This is a genomic window from Duganella sp. BJB476, assembly GCF_003416895.1.
Lineage (GTDB): Bacteria > Pseudomonadota > Gammaproteobacteria > Burkholderiales > Burkholderiaceae_D > Rugamonas.
In genome coordinates, this window is record NZ_QVIO01000008.1 from 173,339 (window position 1) to 197,020 (window position 23,682).

General features: G+C 65.8%; 24 protein-coding genes. 14 read left to right on the plus strand and 10 right to left on the minus strand.

What is annotated here, in order from left to right; translation table 11 throughout:
- Positions 1-21 precede the first annotated feature (21 nt).
- On the minus strand, positions 22-816 hold the full coding sequence (locus D0T21_RS26600; protein ID WP_116992690.1) for a response regulator: 795 nt from the start codon (positions 814-816) through the stop codon (positions 22-24).
- Positions 817-1,091: 275 nt separating this feature from the next.
- Here D0T21_RS26600 and D0T21_RS26605 point away from each other — a divergent pair, with 275 nt between their 5' ends.
- Entirely contained in the window at positions 1,092-1,583 is a 492-nt protein-coding gene (locus tag D0T21_RS26605) for a helix-turn-helix domain-containing protein (protein WP_116992689.1), read from the plus strand.
- Between the two features lie 7 nt (positions 1,584-1,590).
- On the opposite strand, the gene D0T21_RS26610 is transcribed toward D0T21_RS26605, so the two are convergent.
- Genes D0T21_RS26610 through D0T21_RS26620 form a run of 3 tightly spaced genes read right to left on the minus strand, consistent with a single transcriptional unit; the run spans position 1,591 to position 3,314 of the window.
- A complete protein-coding gene (locus D0T21_RS26610; RefSeq protein ID WP_116992688.1) occupies positions 1,591-2,436 on the minus strand; it encodes an anti-sigma factor in 846 nt (281 codons plus the stop codon).
- Entirely contained in the window at positions 2,433-2,936 is a 504-nt protein-coding gene (locus D0T21_RS26615) for an RNA polymerase sigma factor (RefSeq protein WP_116992687.1), read from the minus strand. The genes D0T21_RS26610 and D0T21_RS26615 overlap by 4 nt, the downstream gene beginning before the upstream one ends.
- Before the next feature lie 9 nt (positions 2,937-2,945).
- Positions 2,946-3,314: a hypothetical protein gene (locus D0T21_RS26620; RefSeq protein WP_116992686.1), complete on the minus strand. Its 369-nt coding sequence runs from the start codon at positions 3,312-3,314 to the stop codon at positions 2,946-2,948.
- A gap of 133 nt (positions 3,315-3,447) precedes the next feature.
- Between D0T21_RS26620 and D0T21_RS26625 the strand changes: the two genes are divergently transcribed.
- Positions 3,448-3,966 carry a DUF4142 domain-containing protein gene (locus tag D0T21_RS26625; protein WP_116992685.1) on the plus strand — a complete coding sequence of 173 codons (519 nt, stop codon included), beginning with the start codon at positions 3,448-3,450 and terminating at the stop codon, positions 3,964-3,966.
- A gap of 189 nt (positions 3,967-4,155) precedes the next feature.
- On the plus strand, positions 4,156-7,017 hold the full coding sequence (locus D0T21_RS26630; protein WP_116992822.1) for a sensor domain-containing diguanylate cyclase: 2,862 nt from the start codon (positions 4,156-4,158) through the stop codon (positions 7,015-7,017).
- On the opposite strand, the gene D0T21_RS26635 is transcribed toward D0T21_RS26630, so the two are convergent.
- The gene (locus D0T21_RS26635) at positions 7,014-7,472 is read right to left on the minus strand and encodes an OsmC family protein (protein ID WP_116992684.1); all 459 of its coding nucleotides are present in this window, start codon (positions 7,470-7,472) and stop codon (positions 7,014-7,016) included. The genes D0T21_RS26630 and D0T21_RS26635 overlap by 4 nt on opposite strands.
- An 83-nt stretch (positions 7,473-7,555) precedes the next feature.
- Here D0T21_RS26635 and D0T21_RS26640 point away from each other — a divergent pair, with 83 nt between their 5' ends.
- The 5 genes from D0T21_RS26640 to D0T21_RS26660 all read left to right on the plus strand — a co-directional run bounded on the left by D0T21_RS26640 (position 7,556) and on the right by D0T21_RS26660 (position 12,833).
- Positions 7,556-8,116 (plus strand): DNA-3-methyladenine glycosylase I, encoded by a 561-nt coding sequence (locus D0T21_RS26640; protein WP_116992683.1) that lies wholly within the window; start codon positions 7,556-7,558, stop codon positions 8,114-8,116.
- On the plus strand, positions 8,113-9,891 hold the full coding sequence (gene mnmC, locus D0T21_RS26645) for an FAD-dependent 5-carboxymethylaminomethyl-2-thiouridine(34) oxidoreductase MnmC (protein WP_116992682.1): 1,779 nt from the start codon (positions 8,113-8,115) through the stop codon (positions 9,889-9,891). Before D0T21_RS26640 ends, mnmC begins: the two co-directional genes overlap by 4 nt.
- A 144-nt stretch (positions 9,892-10,035) precedes the next feature.
- Complete coding sequence (locus D0T21_RS26650) at positions 10,036-10,761, plus strand: sensor histidine kinase KdpD (protein ID WP_116992681.1); 726 nt, start codon at positions 10,036-10,038, stop codon at positions 10,759-10,761.
- Positions 10,758-12,485 carry a response regulator gene (locus D0T21_RS26655; RefSeq protein WP_116992680.1) on the plus strand — a complete coding sequence of 576 codons (1,728 nt, stop codon included), beginning with the start codon at positions 10,758-10,760 and terminating at the stop codon, positions 12,483-12,485. Before D0T21_RS26650 ends, D0T21_RS26655 begins: the two co-directional genes overlap by 4 nt.
- Before the next feature lie 165 nt (positions 12,486-12,650).
- A complete protein-coding gene (locus D0T21_RS26660; RefSeq protein WP_229211646.1) occupies positions 12,651-12,833 on the plus strand; it encodes a hypothetical protein in 183 nt (60 codons plus the stop codon).
- Between the two features lie 24 nt (positions 12,834-12,857).
- Here the strand turns inward: D0T21_RS26660 and D0T21_RS26665 are convergent, their stop codons facing one another.
- Positions 12,858-13,601: a PhaM family polyhydroxyalkanoate granule multifunctional regulatory protein gene (locus tag D0T21_RS26665; RefSeq protein WP_116992678.1), complete on the minus strand. Its 744-nt coding sequence runs from the start codon at positions 13,599-13,601 to the stop codon at positions 12,858-12,860.
- 116 nt (positions 13,602-13,717) lie between these two features.
- Here D0T21_RS26665 and D0T21_RS26670 point away from each other — a divergent pair, with 116 nt between their 5' ends.
- The 5 genes from D0T21_RS26670 (at position 13,718) to D0T21_RS26690 (ending at position 20,720) form a co-directional block, all read left to right on the plus strand.
- On the plus strand, positions 13,718-14,884 hold the full coding sequence (locus tag D0T21_RS26670; RefSeq protein WP_116992677.1) for a DUF3108 domain-containing protein: 1,167 nt from the start codon (positions 13,718-13,720) through the stop codon (positions 14,882-14,884).
- A 1-nt stretch (position 14,885) separates the two neighbouring features.
- Positions 14,886-15,650, plus strand: a complete 765-nt coding sequence (locus D0T21_RS26675) for a DUF3108 domain-containing protein (RefSeq protein ID WP_116992676.1) — start codon at positions 14,886-14,888, stop codon at positions 15,648-15,650.
- Between the two features lie 159 nt (positions 15,651-15,809).
- Positions 15,810-17,165, plus strand: a complete 1,356-nt coding sequence (locus D0T21_RS26680; protein ID WP_116992675.1) for a hypothetical protein — start codon at positions 15,810-15,812, stop codon at positions 17,163-17,165.
- A complete protein-coding gene (locus tag D0T21_RS26685; RefSeq protein ID WP_116992674.1) occupies positions 17,158-17,886 on the plus strand; it encodes a hypothetical protein in 729 nt (242 codons plus the stop codon). The genes D0T21_RS26680 and D0T21_RS26685 overlap by 8 nt, the downstream gene beginning before the upstream one ends.
- 2 nt (positions 17,887-17,888) lie before the next feature.
- Positions 17,889-20,720, plus strand: a complete 2,832-nt coding sequence (locus D0T21_RS26690) for an ATP-binding protein (RefSeq protein ID WP_116992673.1) — start codon at positions 17,889-17,891, stop codon at positions 20,718-20,720.
- On the opposite strand, the gene D0T21_RS26695 is transcribed toward D0T21_RS26690, so the two are convergent.
- From D0T21_RS26695 to D0T21_RS26705, 3 genes are all read right to left on the minus strand, one after another.
- Positions 20,717-21,250 (minus strand): hypothetical protein, encoded by a 534-nt coding sequence (locus tag D0T21_RS26695; RefSeq protein ID WP_116992672.1) that lies wholly within the window; start codon positions 21,248-21,250, stop codon positions 20,717-20,719. The two genes, D0T21_RS26690 and D0T21_RS26695, sit on opposite strands and share 4 nt — an antisense overlap.
- 101 nt (positions 21,251-21,351) lie before the next feature.
- Complete coding sequence (locus D0T21_RS26700) at positions 21,352-21,594, minus strand: helix-turn-helix transcriptional regulator (protein WP_116992671.1); 243 nt, start codon at positions 21,592-21,594, stop codon at positions 21,352-21,354.
- Positions 21,594-22,115 (minus strand): DUF2975 domain-containing protein, encoded by a 522-nt coding sequence (locus D0T21_RS26705; RefSeq protein ID WP_116992670.1) that lies wholly within the window; start codon positions 22,113-22,115, stop codon positions 21,594-21,596. The genes D0T21_RS26700 and D0T21_RS26705 overlap by 1 nt, the downstream gene beginning before the upstream one ends.
- An 80-nt stretch (positions 22,116-22,195) precedes the next feature.
- On the opposite strand from D0T21_RS26705, the gene D0T21_RS26710 reads away from it, so the two are divergent.
- Entirely contained in the window at positions 22,196-23,035 is an 840-nt protein-coding gene (locus D0T21_RS26710) for an alpha/beta hydrolase (RefSeq protein ID WP_116992669.1), read from the plus strand.
- Position 23,036: 1 nt separating this feature from the next.
- On the opposite strand, the gene D0T21_RS26715 is transcribed toward D0T21_RS26710, so the two are convergent.
- Positions 23,037-23,570: a hypothetical protein gene (locus tag D0T21_RS26715; protein ID WP_199538572.1), complete on the minus strand. Its 534-nt coding sequence runs from the start codon at positions 23,568-23,570 to the stop codon at positions 23,037-23,039.
- Positions 23,571-23,682: the final 112 nt, after the last annotated feature.

The following is a 23,682-nucleotide window of genomic DNA, read 5'->3' on the forward strand; positions in this document are numbered from 1 at the left end:
CCCTGAACAACGCCGCCGGCTTCAGCCGTGCGGCGTTTTTTTATGCTGGATGGACTGGCGGAAGGCGCTCGGGGTGACGCCCAGCCGTTCGCGGAAGGCGGTGGCGAAATTGCCGGCGTTGTTAAATCCGATCATCAGGGCGATGTCCTGGACGTCGATATCGGTGTCCTTGAGCAGTTCCTCGCCGCGCCGGATGCGGGTCTCGCGGATGAAGGCGAACACCGTCATGCCGGTCTGCTCGCGGAACACATGCGACAGTTTTTCGCGGTAGGTGCCGACGCTGCGGGCGATTTCGGCCAGGCCGGGCAGCGAGGCCAGGTTGTCGGCGATCAGGCGCTTGGCGGCGTTGACGATGACGGCGTCGGGATCGGCCTCGTGGGTTTCCTGGGTCTCGCTGGGCGCGGCCGCCGCGCTCGGGCGGCTGGCGCGGCGGGCCAGCTTCAGGTGCACCTGGATGCGCGCCGCCAGCTCGCCCGGCGAAAACGGCTTGGTGACGAAATCGACGCCGCCGATCGACAGGCCCATGATGCGCTCCTCGTCGGCGTCGGCGCCGCTGAGGAAAATGATGGGGATGTCTTCGGTGACGGGATTGGCCTTGAGCAGGCGACAGGCGGTGTAGCCGTCCATATTGGGCATGCGCACGTCGAGCAGGATCAGGTCGGGATGCTGGGCCAGCGCCAGCTGATAGCCTTGCAGGCCGTTGACGGCCACCGAGACTTTATACGGCAATTCGCTCAGCAGATCGACCAGCATGCGCTGCTCGAACGCGGAGTCGTCCACGATCAGGATGCTGGGTTGTGTGTCGCTGGCAGTCATGTTCCACCTTCGATACCTGATTGATAACGTTTTAGCGCGCCAGTAGCTATTATGCCTATCTTTTGGATTTATTTTTCAGAATTAGCCAGCGCGACCGTTTTCTGGCCCCAGCTTGCAAGACTGTTGCAAATTATGCCTATCCGCAAAATATTTTTAATAGATTTCTACGCAATCAAAACCGTGGTCTCCTGTGGCAAAAGCACATGTTTCTTGGATAGATAATAATGAAATCGCTGTCCTGTGCTAACCCCCCCCTGGAACCGAGGAGTCAAAAAATGAAACATACCGATTTTGGCCGTATGCCTTGCCCCATCGCCCGCAGCCTGGGAAAAGTAGGGGAGTGGTGGAGTATCCTGATCCTGCGTGATGCGTTCTACGGTCTGTCGCGTTTCGATGAATTTGAAAAAAGCCTGAAAATCGCCCCGAACATGCTGACCCGTCGCCTGGCCGGGCTGGTCGAAGGCGGTCTGATGGAGCGCCGCCAGTACAGCGCCCGTCCGCCGCGCTATGAATACGTGCTGACCAAGTCCGGCCGCGCCTTCAAGCCGGTGCTGCTGGCCTTCATCGCCTGGGGCAACGACCACCTGGCGCCGGAAGGAGCCAGCCTGCTGGTGGTTAGCCGCGAGACCGGCAAGCCGGCCGACCAGGTGCTGGTCGACGCCAACAGCGGCCTGGCCATCAACGACGAGGACTATATGTTCGCGCCTGGCCCTGCCGCCAGCGATCTGATGCGCTCGCGTCTGATCGAAATCAGCAAGCACGCCTGACCAGGCGTCACAGAGCCGGTTCCAGCTGGGCGTAGACGGCGTTGGCCACGGTGGCCAGCGCCGCCTTGTCCAGGTTGCCGGACAGGGCATAGCCGAAGCGCCCGTCTATCCAGTAAAACACACTGACCTGGCCTTCCTGCGCAAAGCGGAAGCCGGTTTCCTTGTTGTGGCTTTGTTCGGTCGATACGTACAAGGTCAGGCGCGCGCCGCTGCCGTCGCGGTACATGAATTGCGCCACCGGCCCGCTCTGGCCGGGCAGCAGCCTTCCCCCCTCCAGCGCATAACCCTGCGCCGCCAGTTGCGGCGGCTTCAATTGCGCCCCCAGCCGTTTCGACAGCCAGGCCACCAGGTGGGCTTGCTGGTCGGCGCCCACTTCGACCGGGTGCCGTACTTCCGGCGTGTAGACCACGTGCGCCAGCGCGGCGCGGCGCGGCAACGCGGCCAGGCTGATGGCGCCGGCGCGGGTGTCGGCGTCGGCCAGGCGGCCGGCCGCGTTGTCGGCGGCGCCGTGCAGCAGCCAGCCGGCGGCGCCGGCGGAGACCGTCAACGCCAGCATGGCGGCCGCGCGCAGCGCCGGCCGCCAGGCTAAGCCGGCTCGTGGGGCCAGCCACTCGCGCCAGCCGTGGCGCTGCACGGGAACGATCAGGCGGGCGCTCATGGTCGGCGGCACCGGCTGCTCCAGCAGCGGCTGGTACAGCGCGCGCAGCGCCGCGTCGTGGTCGCGGTAGGCTTGCAGCCGCGCCGCTTCGGCCGGATGCAGCGCCAGGTGGGCGTCGACCGCGCCGCGCCGTTCGGGCGGCAGGCGGCCGTCGACCCAGGCTTGCAGTTCGGCTTCGGTAACAGGGGTATTCATTTGACCACCTTCAGCGTGGAGGGCACGGGCTGGCCTTGCAGGATCAGGCGCAGCCTTTCCCGGGCGCGGGACAGGCGCGACATCACCGTGCCCAGCGGGATATCGAGGGCGGCCGCCACTTCGTCGTAGCGCATGTCTTCCAGCGCCACCATCAGCAGCACTTCGCGCTGCTCCGGCGGCAGTTGTTGCAGGGCCTGGTCCATATCGCGCAGCGCCAGGCCGTCGCTGCTGGTGTCGGCCGCGGCCAGCGGCAGTTCGTCGTCGAGCGGCTCGGTGTCCAGCGCGGGCCGGCGCTGCTGGTCCACATGCAGATTGTGCATGATGCCGAACAGCCAGGCGCGCATGTCGCTGCCGCGCCGCCAGCTGGCCAGCTTGTCCCAGCCGCGTTCGACGGTGTCCTGCACCAGGTCGTCGGCGTCGGCGCGTCCGCCCAGCAGCGCCCGCGCGTAGCGGCGCAGGCGCGGGATGCAGGCGATCAGGCGGTCGCGCTCGTCTTGCATGGGCGGCGCTTAGTCCTTGACCACGTGCCAGATGTCCTTGAAGTTGTCGCCGTTGCGGTCGCCCGGCTTGGTGTCCTTCTTGAACAGGTACAGCGGCTTGCCGTTGTAGGCCAGCTGCTTGGCGCCGTCTTCGCGGGTGATGGTGGAATACGGCGCGGCGACGCTGGCGGCCGGCGTCACGGCCGGCCAGTTTTCGCTGCACGGACCGTTGCAGGCGCTGGTGCCGCTGCCGGCCGCGTCCTTGTCGAAGGTGTAGACGGTCATGCCGGCCGAATTGACCAGGATGCCGTCTTTCTTGGCGACGGTGTCGGCATGGGCGGCGCCGGCCAGCAGCAGGGCGGCGGCGAGGAGGGACGACAGGCGGGCTACAGTTTTCATGGCAAGGTCCTTTACGAGTGGGTGGAACGGCGGCGTGAACCAGCGTTGTAATTGCGTATACGTAAGGTACGACCGGATTATTCCCTCGACCGTAAAATAAATTCTCCGATCGTTGAATACGGGGAGATACAACATGAAGAACATCATCATAGTCGCCGGCCTGGCGTTTGCGGCCATGTCGCCATCCTACGCGCAAAACCTGAGCAAGGGCGATCAGCACATCCTGGAAGAGCTGGCGCAGGCCAATATGGCGGAAGTGGCGGTCGGCAAGATCGCGCTGGAAAAGGCCAGCAAGCCGGAAGTGAAAAATTTCGCCCAGCAGATGGTGGACGACCACACCAAGGGCTTGCAGGCGGTGCAGGATGTGGCGCGTAGCAAAAATGTTACGCTGCCGACCGAGCCGGATGCCAAACACCGCAAAATGGCCGAGCGCCTGAACAGCCTGAGCGGCGACGCCTTCGACCGGGCTTACCTGAGCAACGCCGGCGTGCACGACCACAGCGAAGCGCACAAGTTCGTGGTGAACGCCCAGAAAAAGGCCAGCGACGCGGACGTCAAGGCGCTGGCCGCGAAGCTGCAGCCGACCGTGGACCAGCACTTGCAAACCGTGCAAGCCATGATGGGCGACAAAAACGCGACGTCGAAACACTGAGCCCGGCACCAAATAATTTCCACATGGAACTAAAATCTCTTTGATTTCAGGGACTTACCAAGGGCCGGCGGAGCGGTCAGTAAACTGTGGAATAATGCTGAAACAGCGCATACATGCGTTGAGGCAATAGCGCCTGCCGCTCCGACCGGGAGCGGGTGGCACACAGTAAAAGGAAGTTATTTGGTGAATATGTTTGCGCTCGATGAAGAGCTGGCGCGCTGGCAGGCGGAGTTGTCTGAAGCGCACGGTTCGTCGCGCTTGCCGCTGTTGATGACGCTCGCCTGGCATCTGCGCCAGCGCGACCCGCTGCGCGCGCAAACCCTGTCCGCCGAGATCGCCCCGTTGCTGGCCATGTTGCTGCCAGCCGAAGCCGCCGAGGCAGCTTGGCAGCGCGCCCGCCTGCTGCTGATCGGCGCCGAGGCCGAATGGCTGAACGGCCGGCTGGACAGCGCCCAATACCAGGCCGAACAAGCCTTGCAGCAGCTGGAACAAGCGTCCTCGCTGCCGGCCCGCGCCAACCGCGCGCGCGCCGACGCCTGCTGGGTGCTGGCCTGGGTCGCCAATGACCGCGGCGACAGCGGCGCCGGCGACCGCTGGCTGGAACAGGCCGCGCTGGCCGCCCGCGCCGCCGGCGACCCGGTGCGCATCGACGTCATCGACGCCGCCTCCGGCATCTGCGACACCTTCAGCGACTGGAAAGTCGCACAAGAGCGCTGGAGCGGGCGCTTCGGCACCGACCTGGCCGACGTCGCGCCGGTGGCGGCCGGCTGGATCAGCGACTTCTTCGGCACCTGCGCCTTCCAGCGCAGCGACTACGGCCGCGCCATCGGCCACCTCATGCTCAGCTACGAAACCGCGCTGGCGACCGGCCAGATACGCCGCGCCATCATCGTCGCCACCAACATCGGCAACGGCTTCACCAGCCTGAACGCGCACGAGGCGGCGCTGGACTGGATGCAGCGCGGCCTGGACCTGGCGCGTCCCACCGGCTGGCCGCTGAGCATCGGCATGTGCCTGATGCAGACCGCGGAAACCCTGCGCCAGCTGGGCCAGCGCGAAGCCGCGCAAACGCTGCTGCGCGAAGCCCTGAACACGCTGGCGCCGCTGTCCGGTTCGCGCGCCTACGCGGTGGCGCTGGAATACCAGGGCGACCTGGCGCTGGACCTGGGCAACCACGCGGCGGCGCTGGACAGTTTCACCCGCCTGGCCTCGCGCGGCGACGCGCTGGGCCAGACCGACTTCCAGAGCAGCGCGCGGCGCGGCCAGGCGCATGCGCTGTCGCACCTGGCGCGCACCGAGGAAGCGCTGGCCGCCGCGCAAGGCGCGCTGGCGCTGGCGCGCGAACATGCCGACGCCTCCAGCCAGATCGCCGCGCTCAACGTGCTGGCCGACATCCACGCGCGCCACCGGCTGCCTGCGCCGGCCGACATGCAGGCCGCCAATCCGGTGCTGCATTATCTGCAGCTGGCGCTGGAAATCGCCGCCACCATCGAAGGCTACACCGTGCCCGGCGCGCTGCTCGACGCCACCGCGCGCGAGTACGCGGCCATCGGCGACCATGCGCGCGCCTACGCGATCTCCTTGCAGGCCAGCGCCGCGCGCGACCAGACCCACAGCCAGCAAGCCACCAACCGCGCCATCGCGATGCAGGTGCAGTACCAGACCGAACGCGCGCAGACCGAAGGCGAGCATCACCGCCAGTTGGCCGCCGCCGAGGCGCAGCGCGCCGAAGTGCTGCAACAGACCAGCGCCACGCTGGCGCACCTGAGCGCCATCGGCCAGGAGATCACCGCCCACCTGGATGCGGCTGCGGTGTTCCGCGCGCTGGACCGCCACGTGCACGGCCTGCTCGACGCCACCCATTTCTCGGTGTTCCTGCTGGAGCCGGGGGAAGAATGGCTGGCCTGCGCCTTCGGCGTGGAAGCCGGCAATCCGGTGCCGCCGGTGCGGATGCCGCTGTCGGACCCGAACGCCAATTCGGCGCGCTGCGTGCGCGAGCGGCGCGAGATCCTGATCGAACTGGGCGAGGCCGATGTCACGCCCAACCTGATCCCCGGCACGCTGCCGACCCTGAGCCTGATGTTCGCGCCGCTGCGGGTGGGGGAGCGCGTGCTGGGCGCGATGACGGTGCAGTCGCTGCTGGCGTCGGCCTACGGCGAGCGCGAACGGCTGATCTTCCGCACCCTGTGCGCCTACGGCGCCATCGCGCTCGACAACGCCAGCGCCTATCGCCAGGTGGCGGCGACCTTGAAGACGCTGAGCGCGACGCAGGAGCAGCTGCTGGAAAAGAACCTGGAACTGGAGCAGGCCTACAAGGCGCTGGAGGAGGTCAGCCTGACCGACCAGCTGACCGGCTTGCGCAACCGCCGCTTCTTTTTGCAAAACGTCGACGCCGATGTGGCCCTGAGCCTGCGCGGCTATGACGCCGGCCAGCATCGCGAGCTGACCGAGTGCGACCTGATAGCGCCCAACGACCTGGTGTTCTTCATGGTCGACCTGGACCACTTCAAGGAAGTCAACGACCGTTACGGCCACGCGGCCGGCGATTCCATCCTGGTGCAGATGCAGGAGCGCCTGCGCGAAGTGTTCCGCGAATCGGACTATGTGATCCGCTGGGGCGGCGAGGAATTCCTGGTGCTGGCGCGCGCCACGCATCGCGACGAGGCACACGCGGTGGCGGAGCGCATGCGGCGCGCCGTGGCCGACCGCGAATTCGTGCTGCCGGACGGCGTGCTGCTGGCGAGGACTTGCTCGATCGGCTTCGCTTGCTTCCCCTTCCTGCCGCAGCAACCGCGTTTGCTGTCATGGTCGCAGGTGGTGGAGCTGGCCGACCAGGGGCTGTACGTCGCCAAGCGTTCCGGCCGCAATGCCTGGGCGGCGCTGTACAGCACCGCAGCCACGCAGCCGGATGGCGTCTTCCCGCGCCTGATGCAGCATCTGGACCAGGCGGTGGAGGATGGCGAGGTACGGCTGGTCAGCAACCTGACCGGACCGCTGGTGCTGGGCGGCGAACGGCGCCGCGTCGGCCTGTCCAGCGACCTGGAAACCTAGGCCGTTTCAACCACCACTTCGCAATTGAGCGTATTGGCGATGTAGCACTTGTCGTGCGCTTCGTGGTGGATCGCCTCCAGCTCCTCGGCGCCCGGCGGCGCCGTGCCGGCGAACACGATCGCCGGCCGCAGCGCGATGCGCGTCATCGCCATCTTTCCCGCAGCGTTCTTGCCCAACTCGCCGACGGCATGGTCGCGATAGCTGTCGACCGTGTGGCCGCGCTTGGCGGCGATCGACAGGAAGAACAGCATATGGCAACTGGATGCGGCGGCCACCAGCGCCTCCTCCGGATCGACGGCGGCGGCGTCCGACATCGGCAGCGGCACCGACAGCGGCGACGACGAGGCGGGCACGGTGGCGCCGCCGTCGAACTGCCATGCGTGGGCGCGGCTGTAGCGCTGCCCCAGGAAATCCTGCCCGTTGCGCGTCCATTCAATCTTTGCTTCGAATTGCATGCGATGCTCCGTCGATAGAGAGGGGCCTGTATGATACCCCGCCGCTTGTTATACTGCTGTCTTCTCCCCGATCCCTCCGAGCCATGACCAAGACGCGCTGCAGCTGGGCCAATCCAGCCAATCCCCTCTACCTCGAATACCACGACAAGGAATGGGGCGTGCCTTGCCACGACGAGCGCCGTTTGTTCGAGATGCTGAACCTGGAAGGCGCGCAGGCGGGCCTGAGCTGGGAGACGATACTCAACAAGCGCGAGAACTACCGCGTCGCCTTCGACCAGTGGGACGCGGAAAAGATCGCCGCCTACGACGCCGACAAGGTGGCCGCGCTGCTGGCCGACGCCGGCATCGTGCGCAACCGCCTGAAGGTGGCGGCGGCGATCACCAATGCGCAGGCCTACCTGCGCCTGCGCGCCAGCGGCGTCACGTTGGACCAGTGGCTGTGGGCCTACGTTGGCGGCAAGCCGCTGGACGCCGCCGAGGGACCGCGTCCGGCCAAGACGGAACTGTCGGACCGCATTTCCAAGGACCTGGCCAAGCTGGGGTTCAAGTTTGTCGGCTCGACCATCATCTACGCCTACATGCAGGGCATCGGCATGGTGAACGACCATGCGCCGGATTGCTTCTGCCGGGCGCGCAAGCGATGACGCGGCGGGTGGTGCTCGACACGGAGTTCGGCCACGGCGAGCGCTTCATGGCCGAGTGGCGCGCGCTGCCGCAGCAGGGCGTGCTGCACTACCTGGCGCTGACGCCGCAAGTGCCGTCCATCGACACGGTGGCCGACGCCCAGTTGCGCGCCCTGTGGCCGTTGAATGTGCCGGGCTTCCACCGCATCCTGCTCGACGACGGCCGCGTCACGCTGGACCTGCTGGTAGGCGCCCTGGACGCTGTGCTGCCGCAAATCGCCGCACGGGTGGACGCCTTTCATGTCGACGCTTCGTTCCCTGCGCCGCTAGTGCCTGGCCTGGCCAAGCTGGCGGTGCTGGGAGCGACGCTGCATGTGCATGCAGCGGATGACGCGCCGAACGACGCGCCGAACGACGTGCAGGACGACGCGTTGGTGTGGGCGCTGACGGCGGCGGGCTTTGCCTGCCGGGCCGTTGAGGGAACGCAGGACGTTACGGCGGTCTATCAAAGCCGCAAACCGCAGCCGGAAGCGCCGCCGGCCCCGGTGCGCCGCGCGATCGTGATCGGCGCGGGATTGGCCGGTTCCTCGGCCAGCCATCGCCTGTGCGCCAACGGCTGGCAGGTCACGCTGATCGAACGCCACGCGGCGCCGGCGCAGGAAGCGTCCGGCAACCTGGCCGGCATCTTCATGCCGCTGCTGTCCAAGGACGACAACATCCCCACGCGTCTGAGCCGCGCCGCCTACACCTTCGCGCTGCGCGAGTGGCGCCGGCTCGGCGGCGTCGGTCAGGCATTTGAAGGCGCCAGCTGCGGCGTGCTGCAACTGGCGCGCGACGCCGAACATGCGACGGTCCAGCAGGACGTGGTCGCCGCATGGGATTATCCGCCGGAGTACGTGCGCTGGCTGGAGGCCGGCGCCGCCAGCGAACTGCTGGGCGGCCCCACGCCGCACGGCGGCTGGCTGTTTGAGCTGGGCGGCTGGGTGCGTCCAGCGTCGCTGTGCGAGGCTATGCTGGAGGCCTGCGGCGACCGCTTGCAGCGCATGTTCGCGGCCGAGGCGCTGGACCTGCGACGCGTGGGCGGCGAGTGGCAAGTGCGCGCCAGCGACGGCACGTTGATCGCGCAAGCGCCGACCGTGGTGCTGGCCAACGGCGCCAGCGCCATCAACATCGCGCAGGCGGCCGAGCTGCCGCTGTCCCGCTTGCGCGGGCAGGTCACGCACCTGGCGGTGCCCGATCCGGTGCACGACGCAAACGACGCACATGACGCCCGTGACGCATACGGCGCACGCGACGGCCACGCGCCATCGCCGCCGCTGCTGCCGCTGGTGGTCTGCCGTGAGGCCTACGTCACGCCGCCGGCCAACGGCATCGTCTGCGCCGGCGCCACCTACGACAACGACGACGACACCGAACTGCGCGTCTCCAGCCAGCTGGAAAACCTGACCCGCCTCGCCGAGATCGTGCCCGGCGAGGCCGTCGCCGCCTTGGCAGCCAGCGCGCCGCTGGCGGGCCGGGTCGGCTTCCGCTGCGCCGCGCCGGACCGCCTGCCGCTGGCGGGCGCATTGCCCGACTACCTGTCCGCCGGCCGGCTGGAACGCCTGCGCGACGTGCCGCGCCATCCCGGCCTGCATGGCCTGCTGGGCTATGCCTCGCGCGGCTTGATCTGGGCGCCGCTGATGGCGGAACTGCTGGTGTCGCAGCTGGAAAACGTGCCGCCGCCGCTGGAAGCGATGCTGGTCGATGCGCTCGATCCCGGCCGTTTCCTGCTCAAACAGCGCCGCCGCAGCCAGTAGCCGTGGCCCGGTCCCCGTTGCGTTCGCGCAAACGCCGTGCCGCACGGCGCCATCCTTGCTTGGGCGCTGCTATATCCACAGGCTATAATGCAGCACTAATAACAATCCCAATCGCGCCTGGCGCCGTCCATGGAGAACCGAACGATGGATGAAGAAGATGCGCAGCACTACGAAGGATCGCCGGAGCTGTTCATGTTCCTGGCGTCGACTGTGCACGACATGAAGAATTCGATCGGCGTCCTCAATGGCACGCTGGAGAATCTGCTGGCGACGGCGCCCGCCTCGCCGGAGCAGCCGGGCTACGAACAGCTGGGCCAGATGCTGTACCAGACCAAACGCCTCAACGACAACCTGATCCAGCTGCTGGCCTTGTACAAGGACGTCGGCAAGCCTGGCTATCCCTTCGACCCCGCCGCCTGCCGCATCAGCGAGTTGGTCGAGCAGGTGGCGGGGCAGGCGCGCACGCTGCTGCATTCGCGCGGCATCACGCTCGACCTGGACTTCCCGCAGGACGCCATCTGGACCATGGACGAGGACCTGATCATCGGGGTGCTGGTCCACGCCATCAACAACGCCATCCGCTACACGGGCGACCGCCTGCGCCTTGCTGTGCGCGTGGACGGCGACTATCTCGAACTGCGCGTCGAGGACAACGGCGCCGGCTTCCCGCCGTCGCTGCTGGAGGCGGGCGCCAGCGCCATGAACAGCCAGCGCAGCGCCGTCAACTTCCTCAACAACAGCAGCGGCCTCGGTCTCTACTTCTCCAGCGAAGTGGCGAAGATGCACAAGTACCGCCAACGCAGCGGCGGCATCGCGCTGGAAAACGGCGGCACCCTGGGCGGCGGCTGTTTCGTCCTGCGCCTGCCATGAGCGTCGAAGCGATTACCGCCGTCGCGGAAGGCACCGTCGATTGGGCCGAGAAGCGCTACCTGCTGGTCGACGATTTCGTCGGCATCCGCCAGCTGCTGCGCGAATCGCTGCGCAACCTCGGCGCCAAGCATATCGACCAGGCGGCCAGCGGCGGCGAGGCGATGGTGCTGCTGTCGAAGACCCGCTACGACGTGGTGCTGTGCGATTACAACCTCGGCGACGGCAAGAACGGCCAGCAGGTGCTGGAGGAAGCGCGCATCCGCAACCTGATGCTGCCCAGTAGCGTGTGGCTGATGGTGTCCGCCGAAAAAAGCGTGGAGTCGGTGATGGGCGCGGCCGAGCACCAGCCGGACGCTTACATCATCAAGCCGATCACCGAGGGCGTGTTGTTGACGCGCCTGAACCGCGTGTGGAACAAGAAGCAGATCTTCCGTGAAATCGACCAGGCCTTTGCCGACAAGGACTACCTGCGCGCGGCGCGCCTGTGCGACGAGCAGGTGGCCCACAACCCGTTGCACGAGATCGACCTGCTGCGCATGAAGGCCACGCTGCTGCTCAAGAGCGGCGAGCCGGAACAGGCGCGCAAGGTGTTCGAGCATGTGCTGGAAGAGCGCGACTACAACTGGGCGCGCTGCGGCCTGGCCAAGATCCTGATGAACAACGGCGAGCTCGATGCGGCGCTGGCGATGTTCCAGGCGGTGATCGCCGACAACCGCTTCTACATCGACGCCTTCGACCAGCTGGCCAAGGCCTTCCAGTTGCAGGGCAAGACCGAGGAAGCCTTCGGCGTGCTGGAAAAGGCGGCCAAGCTGTCGCCCAATTCGGTGCCGCGCCAGCGCGCGCTGGGCCAGACCGCGCTCAAGCTGGAGAAGATCCCGGTGGCGGAGAAGGCCTTCCGCAAATGCATAGAGATCGGCGAGTACTCGGTGATGAAGACGGTGGACGCCTTCTTCGGCCTGGCGCGCGTGTGCGCGCAGAAGAACGACACCAAGGAAGCCATACGCCTGCTGAACGCGGCGGTGCACCAGTTCGGCGGCGACATGGTCGAACTGCGCGCCAAGATCACCGAGGGCCTGGTGTACCACGAGACCGGCGACTACCGGCGCGCGCGCAAATCCGGCGACGAGCTGGAAGTGATGCTGGCCGACGAAACCAAGCAGCGGCCGGACACCGAGACCTGCCTCGACATGGCGACGCTGCTGTTCGCGGTCGGCGTCAAGGAAGCGCCGGTGGGGCTGCTGTGCTACGTCACTCGCAACAACCATGATAACGTGCCGCTGCTGGAGGACGTGCAGAAGATCTTCGACAAGGCGCGCATGACCGACGAGGGCATGGAGCTGATCAAGTCCTCGCGCAAGGAAGCGGCGGACATGATGAACAAGGGCGTGCTGCTGTGGAAGACCGGTAAGCTGATCGAGGCGGTCGAGTGGATGCGGGTGGCGCGCAAGGCGCTGCCGCACAATATGCGTATCCTGTTCAACTCCGCGCAGATCCTGATCTCGCAGCTGCACCAGACCGGCTATGTGCGCGAGCTGGCCGACGAGGCGATCGAGGTGCTGATGCATGTCGACGCGATCGCGCCGGGACAGCAGCGCTTCGCCCAGCTGATGGAGCAGCTGGCGATGCTGGCGCCGATGTCGGGCGTGGTGGCGGCGGCCGCCGCCAGCGAATACGAGGCGGCCAACGGCGTCATACACGACAAGCATGCGGATGCCCATGAGTGACGGCTGGGCGCAACAGCAAGGCCCGCAGCGGCCTTGTTTCCGGGACAGCAAATGATTACACTGAATTTCGGCGCGGCCTGTCCGCGCCTTGATTCGCTGTCAATATTGAGGGCAAATAAAGGGCACTAAAATATGCGCGATATCGCAAAAGAAGTTTATACAAAAATGAAAGTCGGCAGCGTGGCCTGGATCCGTCCGGTCGCCGCCAAGGGAGACACCGTGGACAGTTTTCAGACCGCCCACGACAGCGCCAGACAGCTCGAAGAGGAAGGCCTGATCGATATCGAGAAGGTGCAGCGACAGGCCGACGGCCTGATTGACGCCATCCGCATCCAGCGGCTGGCGTAATCAGCGCGGCGCTCCGTCAGGCCATCAGGCCTTGACGGCGGCCGGCTTGGCTTTGGCCGGCGCGCGCTTGCGGGCCGGGGCTTTCTTGGTCGCCGCTGCCGGTGTGCCGGCGCTGCCGGCTGCCGCCGGCTTGGCCTTGGCGGCAGGCGGCGTGGCCGCTGCGGCGGCGAACTTGGCCGCCGTATCGGTGGCGCGCGCCGCGGCCGTAGCCATCATCGACTCGGACGCCATCGCCGTCGACACGGCCTGCTTGAATTGATCTTGCAGCATATTCCACCAGATCGCCGGGTTGGCCATCGGCGCGGGGGCCGGCTTGTCCGACGCTGCCGCTGCCGGCTTTTCTGCCGCCGCCTGGGCGGGGGCGGGAGCCGGCGTTGGCGCCGCAGCCTTTTCTTTGTCCTTGTCCGCCTCGCGGGCGTGATGGAAGAAGGCCGAGGCGTATGGATTGGCGTCGAAGATCGATTTCTGGTCTTTGCTCTGCGGCTGGTTGACCGCCGCCGCCAGGCTGGCGCCGACCGACTTGAGCGTGGCGATGGTGCCGCGCTGGACTTCCAGCGCCTGGATGCTACCGCGCAGCATGCTCATGTTGAGGTTGAGCCAGGTCTCGACCGCTTTCAGGTCGTTGATCTTTTTGTCCAGCTCTTCCACCGACAGCGTCGGTGCGGTCAGGCCGGGCACGCTCATGCTGCCCCACAGGTTTTTGACGAAGTCCAGCGTATCCGTCATTACTGCTGCGCCTGGTATGTTCGGCATTTGCGTATGGGCCATGGAAGTCTCCTGTAGGAATAACGTCCAGCGTAGCAGATAAAGGCGCGTGCTTCAAAAGATTTTGACAACATTTCTGCTTGGGCGCGGACTCGGGCCGAACACGTTAAACTAGCGGCATGAGCTTAAGTACCCATCTATTCCAACGCCGCCGCCTGCTGGTTTTATGCGCAGCCACGCTGGCGCTGCACTACCTGGCGATCGATTGGGTGGGCGACCGCCTCGCGACGCAGTCGCACCGGCCGTCGCCGCTGCCGCAGTCGCTGATGACGGCGCAGCTGCGGCTGGCGTTGCCCAAGCATGTGGAGACGCCGCCTGCGGCCGAGGTCCAGCCCTTGCCGCCGGCCGCCAAGCCGGCCCGCAAGCGCAAGCCTGAACCTGTGCCGGCGCCGGAAGCCGCACCCGAACCGGCCGCGCCGCCGCCGGCCGTGGCCGATACTGCGCCAACCGCCGAGGCACCGGCGGCCGACAGCGGCACGAGCAGCAGCGCCGGTGCGCAAGCCGGCGCCGCGCAGGCGCAGACCGGCACGCCGTCGCCGCCCGACACCAGCGGCGCCACGCCGGTCGCCGCCGTGCCGGTGGACGCGCCGCCGGCGCAGGGCATGCGCCGCTACAAGGTCAACCTGCCGCCGTCGGCCAGCATGGACATGGACGTGGCGCGGGTCGACGCCGACGGCACCAAATGGAGCGGTTCGGCCGTCATGACCTGGCATACCGACGGCAGCAACTACCAGGCCTCGGCCGAAGCAGGCATCAGCCTTTTGATCACGCGACTGAACGCGCTGGTGATGCGCAGCGTCGGCACCATCGACGACTACGGCATCGCCCCGGCCACCAGCACGCAGAAGCGCGGCCGCCGCGCCGAGACGGCGACCCATTTCAACCGCGATGCCGGCACCATCACCTTCTCGGCCTCCGAACGCAGCTACCCGCTGATGGTGGGCGCGCAGGACATGGCGACGGTGCCGTTCCAGCTGGGCGGCATCGGCCGCGCCGACATCAACCAGTTCGGCAGCGATATCGAGATGCAGGTCGGCGACGAGCGCGAAGCGACGCTGTTCCGCTTCCAGCTGGTGGGAGAGGAAGAACTGAACACCAAGATGGGCAAGGTGGTGACCTGGCACCTGAGCCGTCCGCCGCGCCCCGGCAGCTACTCGTCGCGGCTGGACATCTGGCTGGCGCCGGGCCTGAACTGGTACCCGGTCCAGCTGCGCAATACCGAAGCAAGCGGCGCGCTGACGACGCAAACCGTCTCCAAAATCACCATGACAGAATCTGGAAAATAATATGCATACTATTTACACCAAGCGCCTGCTGGCCCTGGGCGCCGCCATCCTGCTGAGCTGCGCGGCCCATGCCGCCGACGCGCCGGCCGGCGAGCACCCGAGCGTCAAGCGCCCACACAGCCTGCCGCCGTCGGCCGACCTCTCGTACACCATCAAGGCCAAGCAGCACGGCTTGAGCATCGGCGGCACCGCCACCGTGCAGTGGCGCGCCGGCGACGGCAAGTACTCGGTCGCCACCGAAAGCCGCGCCGCGCTGTTCGGCAAGATCCTGGAAAACCGCAGCGAAGGCGAGATCGACGAATTCGGCCTGGCGCCGGCCACCTTCTACGAAAAACGCTTCCGCAAGGACCCGAGCACCACCACCTTCCAGCGCGACGCCAAGACCATCACCTTCAGCGAAGGCGACGAGAGCTATCCGATCAAGGGTGGCGAGCAGGATCGCACCAGCATCCAGTGGCAGCTGGCGGCGCAGGCGCGCGCCACGCCGGACAAGTTCAAGCCGGGCAGCGAGTGGAAGTTCTTCGTGGCCGGCCGCCGCGACGCCGAGGTGTGGAGCTTCAAGGTGATGAAAAATGAGGCAGTGCAGATCGGCGCCGGCGAGGTCAACGCCGTCCACCTGGTCAAGGCGCCACCGCCGGACGCGCAGGGCCAGCAGGTCGACCTGTGGCTGGCGCCATCGATGGACTGGTACCCGGTACGTGTGCGCTTCAACGACAACGATGGCGACTTCGTCGACCAGACACTGGAAAAGGCCGTGAAAAAGTAAGCTTAAAAGCGGGGTCAGGTCTGACATTCGGACACGGCCTCTACCGTAATGTGCGCATTACGGTAGAGGCCGTGTCCGAATGTCAGACCTGACCCCGGCTGGCTGTTATACTGACGCCCCCGCAATCCAGTCGTTGCGATGCGTACAGAATGGCAAAGAATGATAGAAATTATAACAAGTGAGCTGGATCAGCAACAGCAGCAGGATAGCCTGCAAGCCCACTTCCAGCCGAATTTTTCGGCCGACGAGATCGAGCAGGTCTACCAGCTGAAACGCGCGCAGCCGCTGCTGCAGGTGTTCACGGCGCTGTTCCACGGCGGTTTTGACGGTGTGCTGGTGCGCCTGCTGGTGCTGCGCGAGCTGGCCTCGGACGCCGCCTCGTCCACCTTCTCGCGCGCCGACATCAACACCCGCCTGGCCTACCTGCTGCCCGAGTCGCTGGAGACGGTGCTGATGCGCCTGCGCACCAACCAGCTGCTGGCCTGGGACGCGCAACAAGCCGTCTACCGCGTCACGCCGATGGCGCGCAACGTGCTGTCGGCCATCGACGGCCTGCTGGCGCTGGGCAAGGACGAAGACAACGCCGACATGGGCTTCCTGCTGTCGCAGGTGGCCGGCGCCCAGGTGATGGGCGGCGTCACCGTCGACCAGCTGAACCACCTGCTGGGCCGCCTGGTCGACCTGACCGAGGAATTCTCGGACGCCATCGCCTCCGGTTCCGAGTTCCGCCTGCGCGCCTCGCAGGCCAAGTGGCACACCGCCTGCGACTGGGTGGAGAAGGGCTCCGAGATCCTGCGCGCCATCCTGTCCGACGAAAACGCCGACGGCGCCACGCACAAGGCGGCACAGGCCATCGGCCGCGCGCAATCGGCGCTGTTGAACATGCAGGGCATGTTCTCGCGCGCGCTGAACCAGATCGAACGCCAGCGGGTGCACCTGGGCCAGTCCGGCCTGTCCACCACCGATATCAAGCGCTGGCTGCTGCTGCACGAAGACCTGGCCTCGCTGGCCGAAGGCGCGATCGACCAGCCGGTGGTGCCGCTGTTTATCACCCCGGCCGAGATGATCGACGTCGCCGAGACCGAACTGCTGCAGGACCGCGTCGCCAGCGCCGTCTCCGGCGGCCTGCCGGCCGGCACCGACGCGCCGACCACCATCAGCGACGGCCCGCAGATGCAGCGCGAGCTGGATGACTGGCTGGCGCGCCTGTCCGACTTCGCCGCGCTGGGCAACTTCCCCAGCATCGCCGACGAAGGCCCGAAATCGATACCGGTGCAGGATTCGCTGTTGCCGGCCACCTTCGCCGTGGCCTCGTACCGCGCCTCGCTGCTGCCGCTGCTGGGCGACGCCGACGAGGCCCGCCTGCAAGGCGCCACCGCCGAACTGGCGCGCCTGCCGGTCAAGTTTGCCCCCACCGACGAAATGATACAGCTGCCCGATTTGCACGTGGCGGCGATGTCCCTGGCCTCCCTCTCACTGTCTTTGAATACGGAAGGCGACAAGTCAGATGAATGACGATTCCCAAATCCTGATCGCGCGCCTGCTGACGCATCAAACCCTGCGCCGCGACGACAAACTGGTCAAGCGCGTGCTGTCGGACGAGTTGTTCCGCGCCGAAGTCGACGCGCGTTTGCTGGCCACCGGCCTCAAACTGCTGGACAACGTCTACGCCGACCACGTGACGATCGCGCTGCACCGCGCCATCGAGCCGAAGATTTTCGGCGCGCGCGACGTCTGGCAAAACAATAACTTCGGCCTGTCGCGTGACGGCGTGGCCCTGCTGGTGGTGCTGTGGGCGCAGATCATCCTGCCCAAGCGCGAACGCCAGGAGACCCACCAGCACGCGGACGACGACCAGAACGACATGTTCGGCGTCGAGAAGCCGCTGCCGCGCGCGGAAGACACCTCGATCGGCATCGCCTACAAGGCGCTGCTGGCCGACTTCGGCGACAAGCTGGGCAAGAAGACCCGCCTGGACATGAACCTCGGTATTTTGGCCAAGCTGGGCTTCATCGAGCGCCGTGGCGACATCATCGTCGAAGGCCCGCTGCTGGACCTGATGATGGATACCGACCAACTGAAAGAGCGCATCATCAACGGCGCGCTGGCCGACGTGTTCAAACGCTCGCCGGCGCAGATCATCCCGGTGCCGCGCAGCGCGCCGCCGATCGCCGCCAACGACGAAGAGGTGGCTGAAGATGCCGCCCCCGACTCCGAACTTCCAGCCGAGGACTAACCGTGTTTCACATTAAATCATTAGAACTGGTCCACTGGGATTACTGGCAGCGCATCAAGAACATCCCGCTGGACGCCAAGATCATCACCATCGCGGGCCAGAACGGTTCCGGTAAGACCACCTTGCTGGACGCCTTGCGCACGCTGTTCGGCCTCGATTGCTCGATGGGCCGCACCTACAAGCACTACGCCCGCCACAGCGGCCAGCAGACCGCCTGGCTGCGCGCCGTGGTCGACAACAAGAATGTCGGCAAGCAGCTGTCCAACCGTCCGTTCCGCAGCTCCGGCTTCTTCAGCGACGACGAAGTCACGCTGTTCTGCCAGATCCAGAAAAACGGCGGCGACTGGAAGCGCCAGTACCTTATGCGTCCCGGTAACGTGCAGATCGAAGACATCGGCGAAGCCGGCAACGACTGGCTCGGCGTCGAGAACTACCGCAAGCGCCTGGCCAACGCCGGCCTGTCGCCGGCGATGGCGAAAGTGCTGGCGCTTGAGCAGGGCGAAACCGACAAGCTGTGCGAATACGCGCCGCGCCAGTTGCTGGACCTGGTGTTCCAGGTCTTCGGCGACAAGGAAGTGCTGGACGCCTACGACGAAGCCAAGCGCCACCAGCGCGACACCGAAGTCGAACTGAAACGCTTCGAGTCCGAACTGGAAGCCTCCAAGACCAACCTGGAGGGCCTGCGCCTGCGCGTGGCCAACTACCACCAGTGGGAAGACCTGAACAAGGAACGCCGCAACCTGCAGGAAGAAGTGCTGCCGACGCTGGAGTACCACGAAGCGCGCGAGAAGCACGCTAACCTCAGCCGCCAGCTGCGCGACGCCCGCAAGCCGCTGATGCAGGCTGACCAGCAGCTGACCGACAAGCGCAACGCGCTGGCCGCGCAAGCGAAGGCGCTGACCGACGCGCAGCAGCACGAGACCGTGCTGGAGCAGGAATCGACCGCGCTGCAAAGCCGCCTGAATCAGATCAACGGCAAACTGAAGCCGCTGGACAGCCTGTTGGAACAGAAGGTCCGTCTGCAAAAACTGGCCGACGATGCCGGCGGCGACCTGGCCGCGGTGGCGCAGCAGTTGCAGGAAAAAGAAATCGAACTGGCGCGCCAGCGCATGGCGCGCGACGCCGTCGCCGCCAAGATCGCCGGTGAGCTGTCGACCATCGCCGCCCTGCAGGGCAAGACCGCGATGCCGGAACCGGAAGCGCAACGCGGCATGCGCCGCGCGCTGAACGACGCCGGCATCAGCCACGCCATGCTGTCCGACATCGTCGAGGTGACGGATGCGCGCTGGCAGGGCGCGATCGAAGGCGTGCTGGGTGGCTATGCCTCCGTGGTGCTGCTGGATAAATCGTCCGATGCATCGTCGGCCTACCGCCTGGCGGAGAAGGAGCGCTATCGCCACTTCATCGTGCCGGACCTGGTGCATGCGCCGACGGTCAAGGACGACTCGCTGATGTCGGTGGTGAAGTTCTCGGCCAAGGTGCCTTCCTGGCTGGTGGAACAGCTGTCGCGCATCACCCGTGTGGACACCGTGGACGCCGGCGCCAAGCTGGGTAGCCACGACGAGTGGATCACGCCCGACGCCTACCATCGCGAACGTCGCGGCGGCCGCTCGCTGTTCGTGGAAGCTTCGCGCTACCGCTTCGGCTCCGCCGGCCGCACCCAGCGTATGGAAGCGATCCAGAAATCGCTGCCGGCGCTGGAGGCGCAGGAAGACGGACTGACCCTGATCGTGTCCAAGCTGGCGACGGAAATCAGTTCGCTGAAATCGCGCCTGGCCGGTGTGGACGCCGCCAAGGAACTGGCCGCGCGCCAGGAGGAATTCGACGAAGCGGCGCGCAACGCCGTGCCGTTGAAGGAAGAACGCACCGAAGTCGGCACCCGCCTGGGCGAGCTGCAAACGCTGATCAAGAACGCCGTCGTCACGCGCACCCGCGCCGACACGACGTGGCAGAACGCGCGCTTTGCCTTGTCGGAATCGGAAGCCGGTCTGCGCCTGAACAACAAGCGCCAGATCGAGCAGCGTTCCGACCACGCGCGCGCCTTGCTGACGTTGCGGAAGAACTGGCGTCACCTGCCTAAGAGCTGGCGTCGTCCGGCGCGCCGTGCAGGCCTGGTCAGCGAGCATCAGAACTCGCACCAGGTGGTGTTGCGCGTCCACTCGCTGGAGGCCAGCCTGGCCCGCAGCGACTGGGAACTGGACGCCACCGTGATCGACCAGTACCAGCGCCTGAACGACCAGCTGCACGGCCGCCAGTCGGAAACCGAGGAGCGCCGCTACCAGAACAACCGCGCCATCGAGGCCACCGGCAACGCGCGCGGCGCCTACATGGAGCGGCTGCGCTACACCATCAAGACCTACTCCAAGAACATCAAGGAGCTGGGCGAGCTGGCGGGCATCGAGGTGCATTCCGATCCGGTGCGCCTGGAGAACGACGATACGCTGCTGTCGCAGGCCGGCCTGCACGTGCGCTTCAAGTTCGACGGCAAGGGCATCATCGGCATGAACGACGGCGAAGCGTCCGGCGGCCAGCAGGTGATGAAATCGCTGGTGCTGCTGATTGGTTTGCTGAAGTCGGAAGATGGTTCCGGAGGCTTTGTGTTCATCGACGAACCGTTTGCCCACCTGGATATCCGTAACATCCAGCTGGTCGGCGAGTTCCTGAAGAACACCGACGCGCAGTACCTGATGACGACGCCGCTGACGCACAACACCGACGTCTACGATCCTTCGGAACTGACGCTCATCACGAGCAAAAAGAAGAAGGACACGGAGTGGGCGCAGCCTATCTTCGTGCTGCAACGCCGTCCGGCGGAAGTGGCGAAGGTGGCCTAAGTCCGGGCCTGGGCCGGCCGCTCGTCGAGCAGCTGGTCCAGTTGTTCGGCGAGGGTGGCGGCGGCGAAGTTGCCCTTGGCTCTTTGCACCGCGTCCAGGTAGGGCATGCGCAGTTCGCGCAGTTCTTCGACGGAGCTGGCTTTTTCCACCTTCAGCTGCAAGGTGAAGCCGCGCAGGCCTATCGTGCTCTTGATGGTCTTGTTATAAAACTCATACAGCGCCTGGAATTGACCTGCCTGTGAGACCGCCACCGGGGCTGCCGGGGCCACTGCGGCTGGCGCGAGATCGGCGACCGGCGCCGCCGGCATCGTTGCATAGCTAGTTGATAGCACGATAAGTCCCCCCTCCAGCAGTTCGTCCAGGGCGGCGCCAGTCAGTCCCAGCCCCGCCACATTCCGCAGCAATTCCTCTTCCGTACGACGGCCATCGATCAATACCAGCAGGCTGCGAAGACGGGGCGCGAGCTGGTACTTGCGCGTCGCGATCTCGTCCCGGCCCTTGGCGGTCTTGTCGTAAATCGAAGTATTCATGAAAGTGCAGATTAGTTGCTCTGTGGATACTCTCAGAATACCACCAAACCTTCTCCACACCGCAGGAAATACGATAGCACTGTCGTTAAAAAGACGTCGCCTTATAGAAGTTCGCCGGCGTCGCCGTCGGTGTCGCCTTCGTCCTGCACCCAGGTCAGGATGTCGCCGGGCTGGCAGGCCAGCCGTTCGCAGATCTTCTCCAGCGTGGAGAAGCGCATGCCCTTTACCTTGCCGGATTTGAGCAGCGACAGATTCTGCTCGGTGATGCCGACATAGGCCGCCAGCTCGCGCGACTTGACCTTGCGCTTGGCCAGCATCAGGTCGAGGTTGATCAGGATCGCCATCAGACAAAGCCCTCGTTCTCTTCGCGCAGGCGGCGGCCTTCCTGCATCAGCCGCGTGATCAGGTAGAACATGCCGCACACCAGCATCAGCATCAGCTGCTCGGAATTGACGCCGATGGCGAAGTGCTGGTCGCCGTTGCCGGTCATGCGCAGCGCCAGCGTGCGCACCGGCAGTTCGACGATGGACAGCAGCGTCGAAAGCAGGGTGGCGCCGGCGAAGGCGCGCAGGTGGCCGATCGACTGGGCCGTGAACAGATCCTTGCGGCGAAAGTTAAGCAGCAGCCGGTCCAGCCGCCACAGTCCATAGAACAGCACCAGCGTGGTGGGCAGCGCCAGCGCCGCGCCGATCGCACGCTGGGCTGGCGTCAGGGCCAGCTTGGCGCCGAAGGGCATGCCGATGGCGCTCATGTCGATGGTCATGGAGCCGATGCTGGGCGCATAGGTGGTCCAGGCCAGCACGAAGAAGGCCGCTTGCACGGCAACGCACAACCACAGCAGCGCGCGGATCAGGGTGATTTTCATGTTTATCGTAATACAGTAAAAAATTATCGTTTTACATTAAAACTTTGTTGTTATATATTGTACATTCACGGGAGATAATTATGAAACTCATCTTGGTACTAATAGTGGCGATGTTGTCGGGTTGCGCGGTGCAGATCGGCGAGGGCAGCGTGGTGCGGCCCGACCGCGCGGGGGACGTGCGTCCTGCGGCGCGCGTGGGCGATGGCGGTGGCGCCTACAAACTGGCGCCCCTGACGCTGGCGGCGGACGATGCGCAACTCAACGGCGTCAGCGCCAGCGCCGCCGGTGGTGGCGCCAACCCGCTGACGGTGCTGTACTTCGGCGGCAACGGCTTCCATCTGGATGAACATGGCGACCATGTGCTGGCTGCCGTCGGCCCATGCCGCGCGGACGTGGTGATGATCGATTATCGCGGCTATGGCCGCAGCACCGGCGTACCGACCATCGCCACCATGAAGGCCGACGCGCTGCGCGAGTTCGACCTGGTCAACGCCCAGGCGCCGGGCCGGGTGATCGTGCATGGGCAGTCGCTGGGCAGCTTCATCGCTGCCTACGTGGCGCAGCAGCGGCCGGCCGTGCGCGGGCTGATACTGGAGTCGACCACCACCAATGCGCGCGACTGGGCCAACAATATGCTGCCGTGGTATGCGTGGCCGTTCGTGCGGGTGGAGGTGGGCGAGTCGCTGAAGGGGATAGACAACGTGGCGGCGGCTTCGGGCTTCGCCGGGCCGGCGCTGGTGCTGGAAGGGAGCGACGACAAGGTGACGCCGCCACGCCTGGCGCGCCAGGTCTACGACGCCCTGCCGACGCAATCCAAGCGCATGGTGATGGTGCCGGACGCCGGACACAATGACGTGCTGTCCAGCGCCGCGGTGCGGCCGGCCTACTGCGAGTTTGTGCAGCAGCTGGCGTCTAAATAGTTTATTTAATATCGAAGATATCGATAGGGCGCGGCACCGGCTTGACGCTGCGGCGCCAGCGCAGCAGCATCAGGTGGTAGCAGCCCCAGAAGCCGGCGGTCAAGCCAAACACCACGGCCGACAGCGGATTGCCGACGAAGTCCGGGTCCAGCGGCAGATGGTCGTGCATGTGCAGGTAGGCTTCGAACAGGCGGTAGATCAGGCGGCCGAAGAACAGCATCGTCACCAGCAGGCCGAAACGGCGGTTCTGCGTGTAGAAGAAGCCCTCGGCGGTGTTTTGCAGGCGCGTCAGTTTCATGTTGCGGTGGCCCAGCGCGGCGCCGACGGCGGCGCCGACCAGCAGCGCGGCCAGCGCCTGCCATTTTCCGATCAGGACCACGGCCAGCGCGGCCAGCGTCACGCCGGCCACCGCCGCGTAGGCGACGTGGCGCCACAGTTCGGATTTGTTGCGGCCCATCATGCGTTTCAGGCGCGAGTAGATGCGCCAGATGGCCAGCGGCACCAGCAGCAACAAGACGATAGTAGGCATATCCATAAGCGATTCCAACGGCGTGATTCGAAGAACCGCGATTGTACGCCAACCGGCCGCCGCGCCCCAGCGTTACAGATTGTCACGCATTATCCGGCAGTGATTGACAATCCCGGAT

What these genes read in the sequence shown, in the direction of transcription:
- D0T21_RS26600 (WP_116992690.1), bottom strand. Translation starts at nt 816, where the DNA reads ATGACTGCCAGCGACACACAACCCAGCATCCTGATCGTGGACGACTCC.
- D0T21_RS26605 (WP_116992689.1), top strand. Translation starts at nt 1,092, where the DNA reads ATGAAACATACCGATTTTGGCCGTATGCCTTGCCCCATCGCCCGCAGC.
- D0T21_RS26610 (WP_116992688.1), bottom strand. Translation starts at nt 2,436, where the DNA reads ATGAATACCCCTGTTACCGAAGCCGAACTGCAAGCCTGGGTCGACGGC.
- D0T21_RS26615 (WP_116992687.1), bottom strand. Translation starts at nt 2,936, where the DNA reads ATGCAAGACGAGCGCGACCGCCTGATCGCCTGCATCCCGCGCCTGCGC.
- D0T21_RS26620 (WP_116992686.1), bottom strand. Translation starts at nt 3,314, where the DNA reads ATGAAAACTGTAGCCCGCCTGTCGTCCCTCCTCGCCGCCGCCCTGCTG.
- D0T21_RS26625 (WP_116992685.1), top strand. Translation starts at nt 3,448, where the DNA reads ATGAAGAACATCATCATAGTCGCCGGCCTGGCGTTTGCGGCCATGTCG.
- D0T21_RS26630 (WP_116992822.1), top strand. Translation starts at nt 4,156, where the DNA reads ATGTTTGCGCTCGATGAAGAGCTGGCGCGCTGGCAGGCGGAGTTGTCT.
- D0T21_RS26635 (WP_116992684.1), bottom strand. Translation starts at nt 7,472, where the DNA reads ATGCAATTCGAAGCAAAGATTGAATGGACGCGCAACGGGCAGGATTTC.
- D0T21_RS26640 (WP_116992683.1), top strand. Translation starts at nt 7,556, where the DNA reads ATGACCAAGACGCGCTGCAGCTGGGCCAATCCAGCCAATCCCCTCTAC.
- mnmC (WP_116992682.1), top strand. Translation starts at nt 8,113, where the DNA reads ATGACGCGGCGGGTGGTGCTCGACACGGAGTTCGGCCACGGCGAGCGC.
- D0T21_RS26650 (WP_116992681.1), top strand. Translation starts at nt 10,036, where the DNA reads ATGGATGAAGAAGATGCGCAGCACTACGAAGGATCGCCGGAGCTGTTC.
- D0T21_RS26655 (WP_116992680.1), top strand. Translation starts at nt 10,758, where the DNA reads ATGAGCGTCGAAGCGATTACCGCCGTCGCGGAAGGCACCGTCGATTGG.
- D0T21_RS26660 (WP_229211646.1), top strand. Translation starts at nt 12,651, where the DNA reads ATGAAAGTCGGCAGCGTGGCCTGGATCCGTCCGGTCGCCGCCAAGGGA.
- D0T21_RS26665 (WP_116992678.1), bottom strand. Translation starts at nt 13,601, where the DNA reads ATGGCCCATACGCAAATGCCGAACATACCAGGCGCAGCAGTAATGACG.
- D0T21_RS26670 (WP_116992677.1), top strand. Translation starts at nt 13,718, where the DNA reads ATGAGCTTAAGTACCCATCTATTCCAACGCCGCCGCCTGCTGGTTTTA.
- D0T21_RS26675 (WP_116992676.1), top strand. Translation starts at nt 14,886, where the DNA reads ATGCATACTATTTACACCAAGCGCCTGCTGGCCCTGGGCGCCGCCATC.
- D0T21_RS26680 (WP_116992675.1), top strand. Translation starts at nt 15,810, where the DNA reads ATGATAGAAATTATAACAAGTGAGCTGGATCAGCAACAGCAGCAGGAT.
- D0T21_RS26685 (WP_116992674.1), top strand. Translation starts at nt 17,158, where the DNA reads ATGAATGACGATTCCCAAATCCTGATCGCGCGCCTGCTGACGCATCAA.
- D0T21_RS26695 (WP_116992672.1), bottom strand. Translation starts at nt 21,250, where the DNA reads ATGAATACTTCGATTTACGACAAGACCGCCAAGGGCCGGGACGAGATC.
- D0T21_RS26700 (WP_116992671.1), bottom strand. Translation starts at nt 21,594, where the DNA reads ATGGCGATCCTGATCAACCTCGACCTGATGCTGGCCAAGCGCAAGGTC.
- D0T21_RS26705 (WP_116992670.1), bottom strand. Translation starts at nt 22,115, where the DNA reads ATGAAAATCACCCTGATCCGCGCGCTGCTGTGGTTGTGCGTTGCCGTG.
- D0T21_RS26710 (WP_116992669.1), top strand. Translation starts at nt 22,196, where the DNA reads ATGAAACTCATCTTGGTACTAATAGTGGCGATGTTGTCGGGTTGCGCG.
- D0T21_RS26715 (WP_199538572.1), bottom strand. Translation starts at nt 23,570, where the DNA reads ATGGATATGCCTACTATCGTCTTGTTGCTGCTGGTGCCGCTGGCCATC.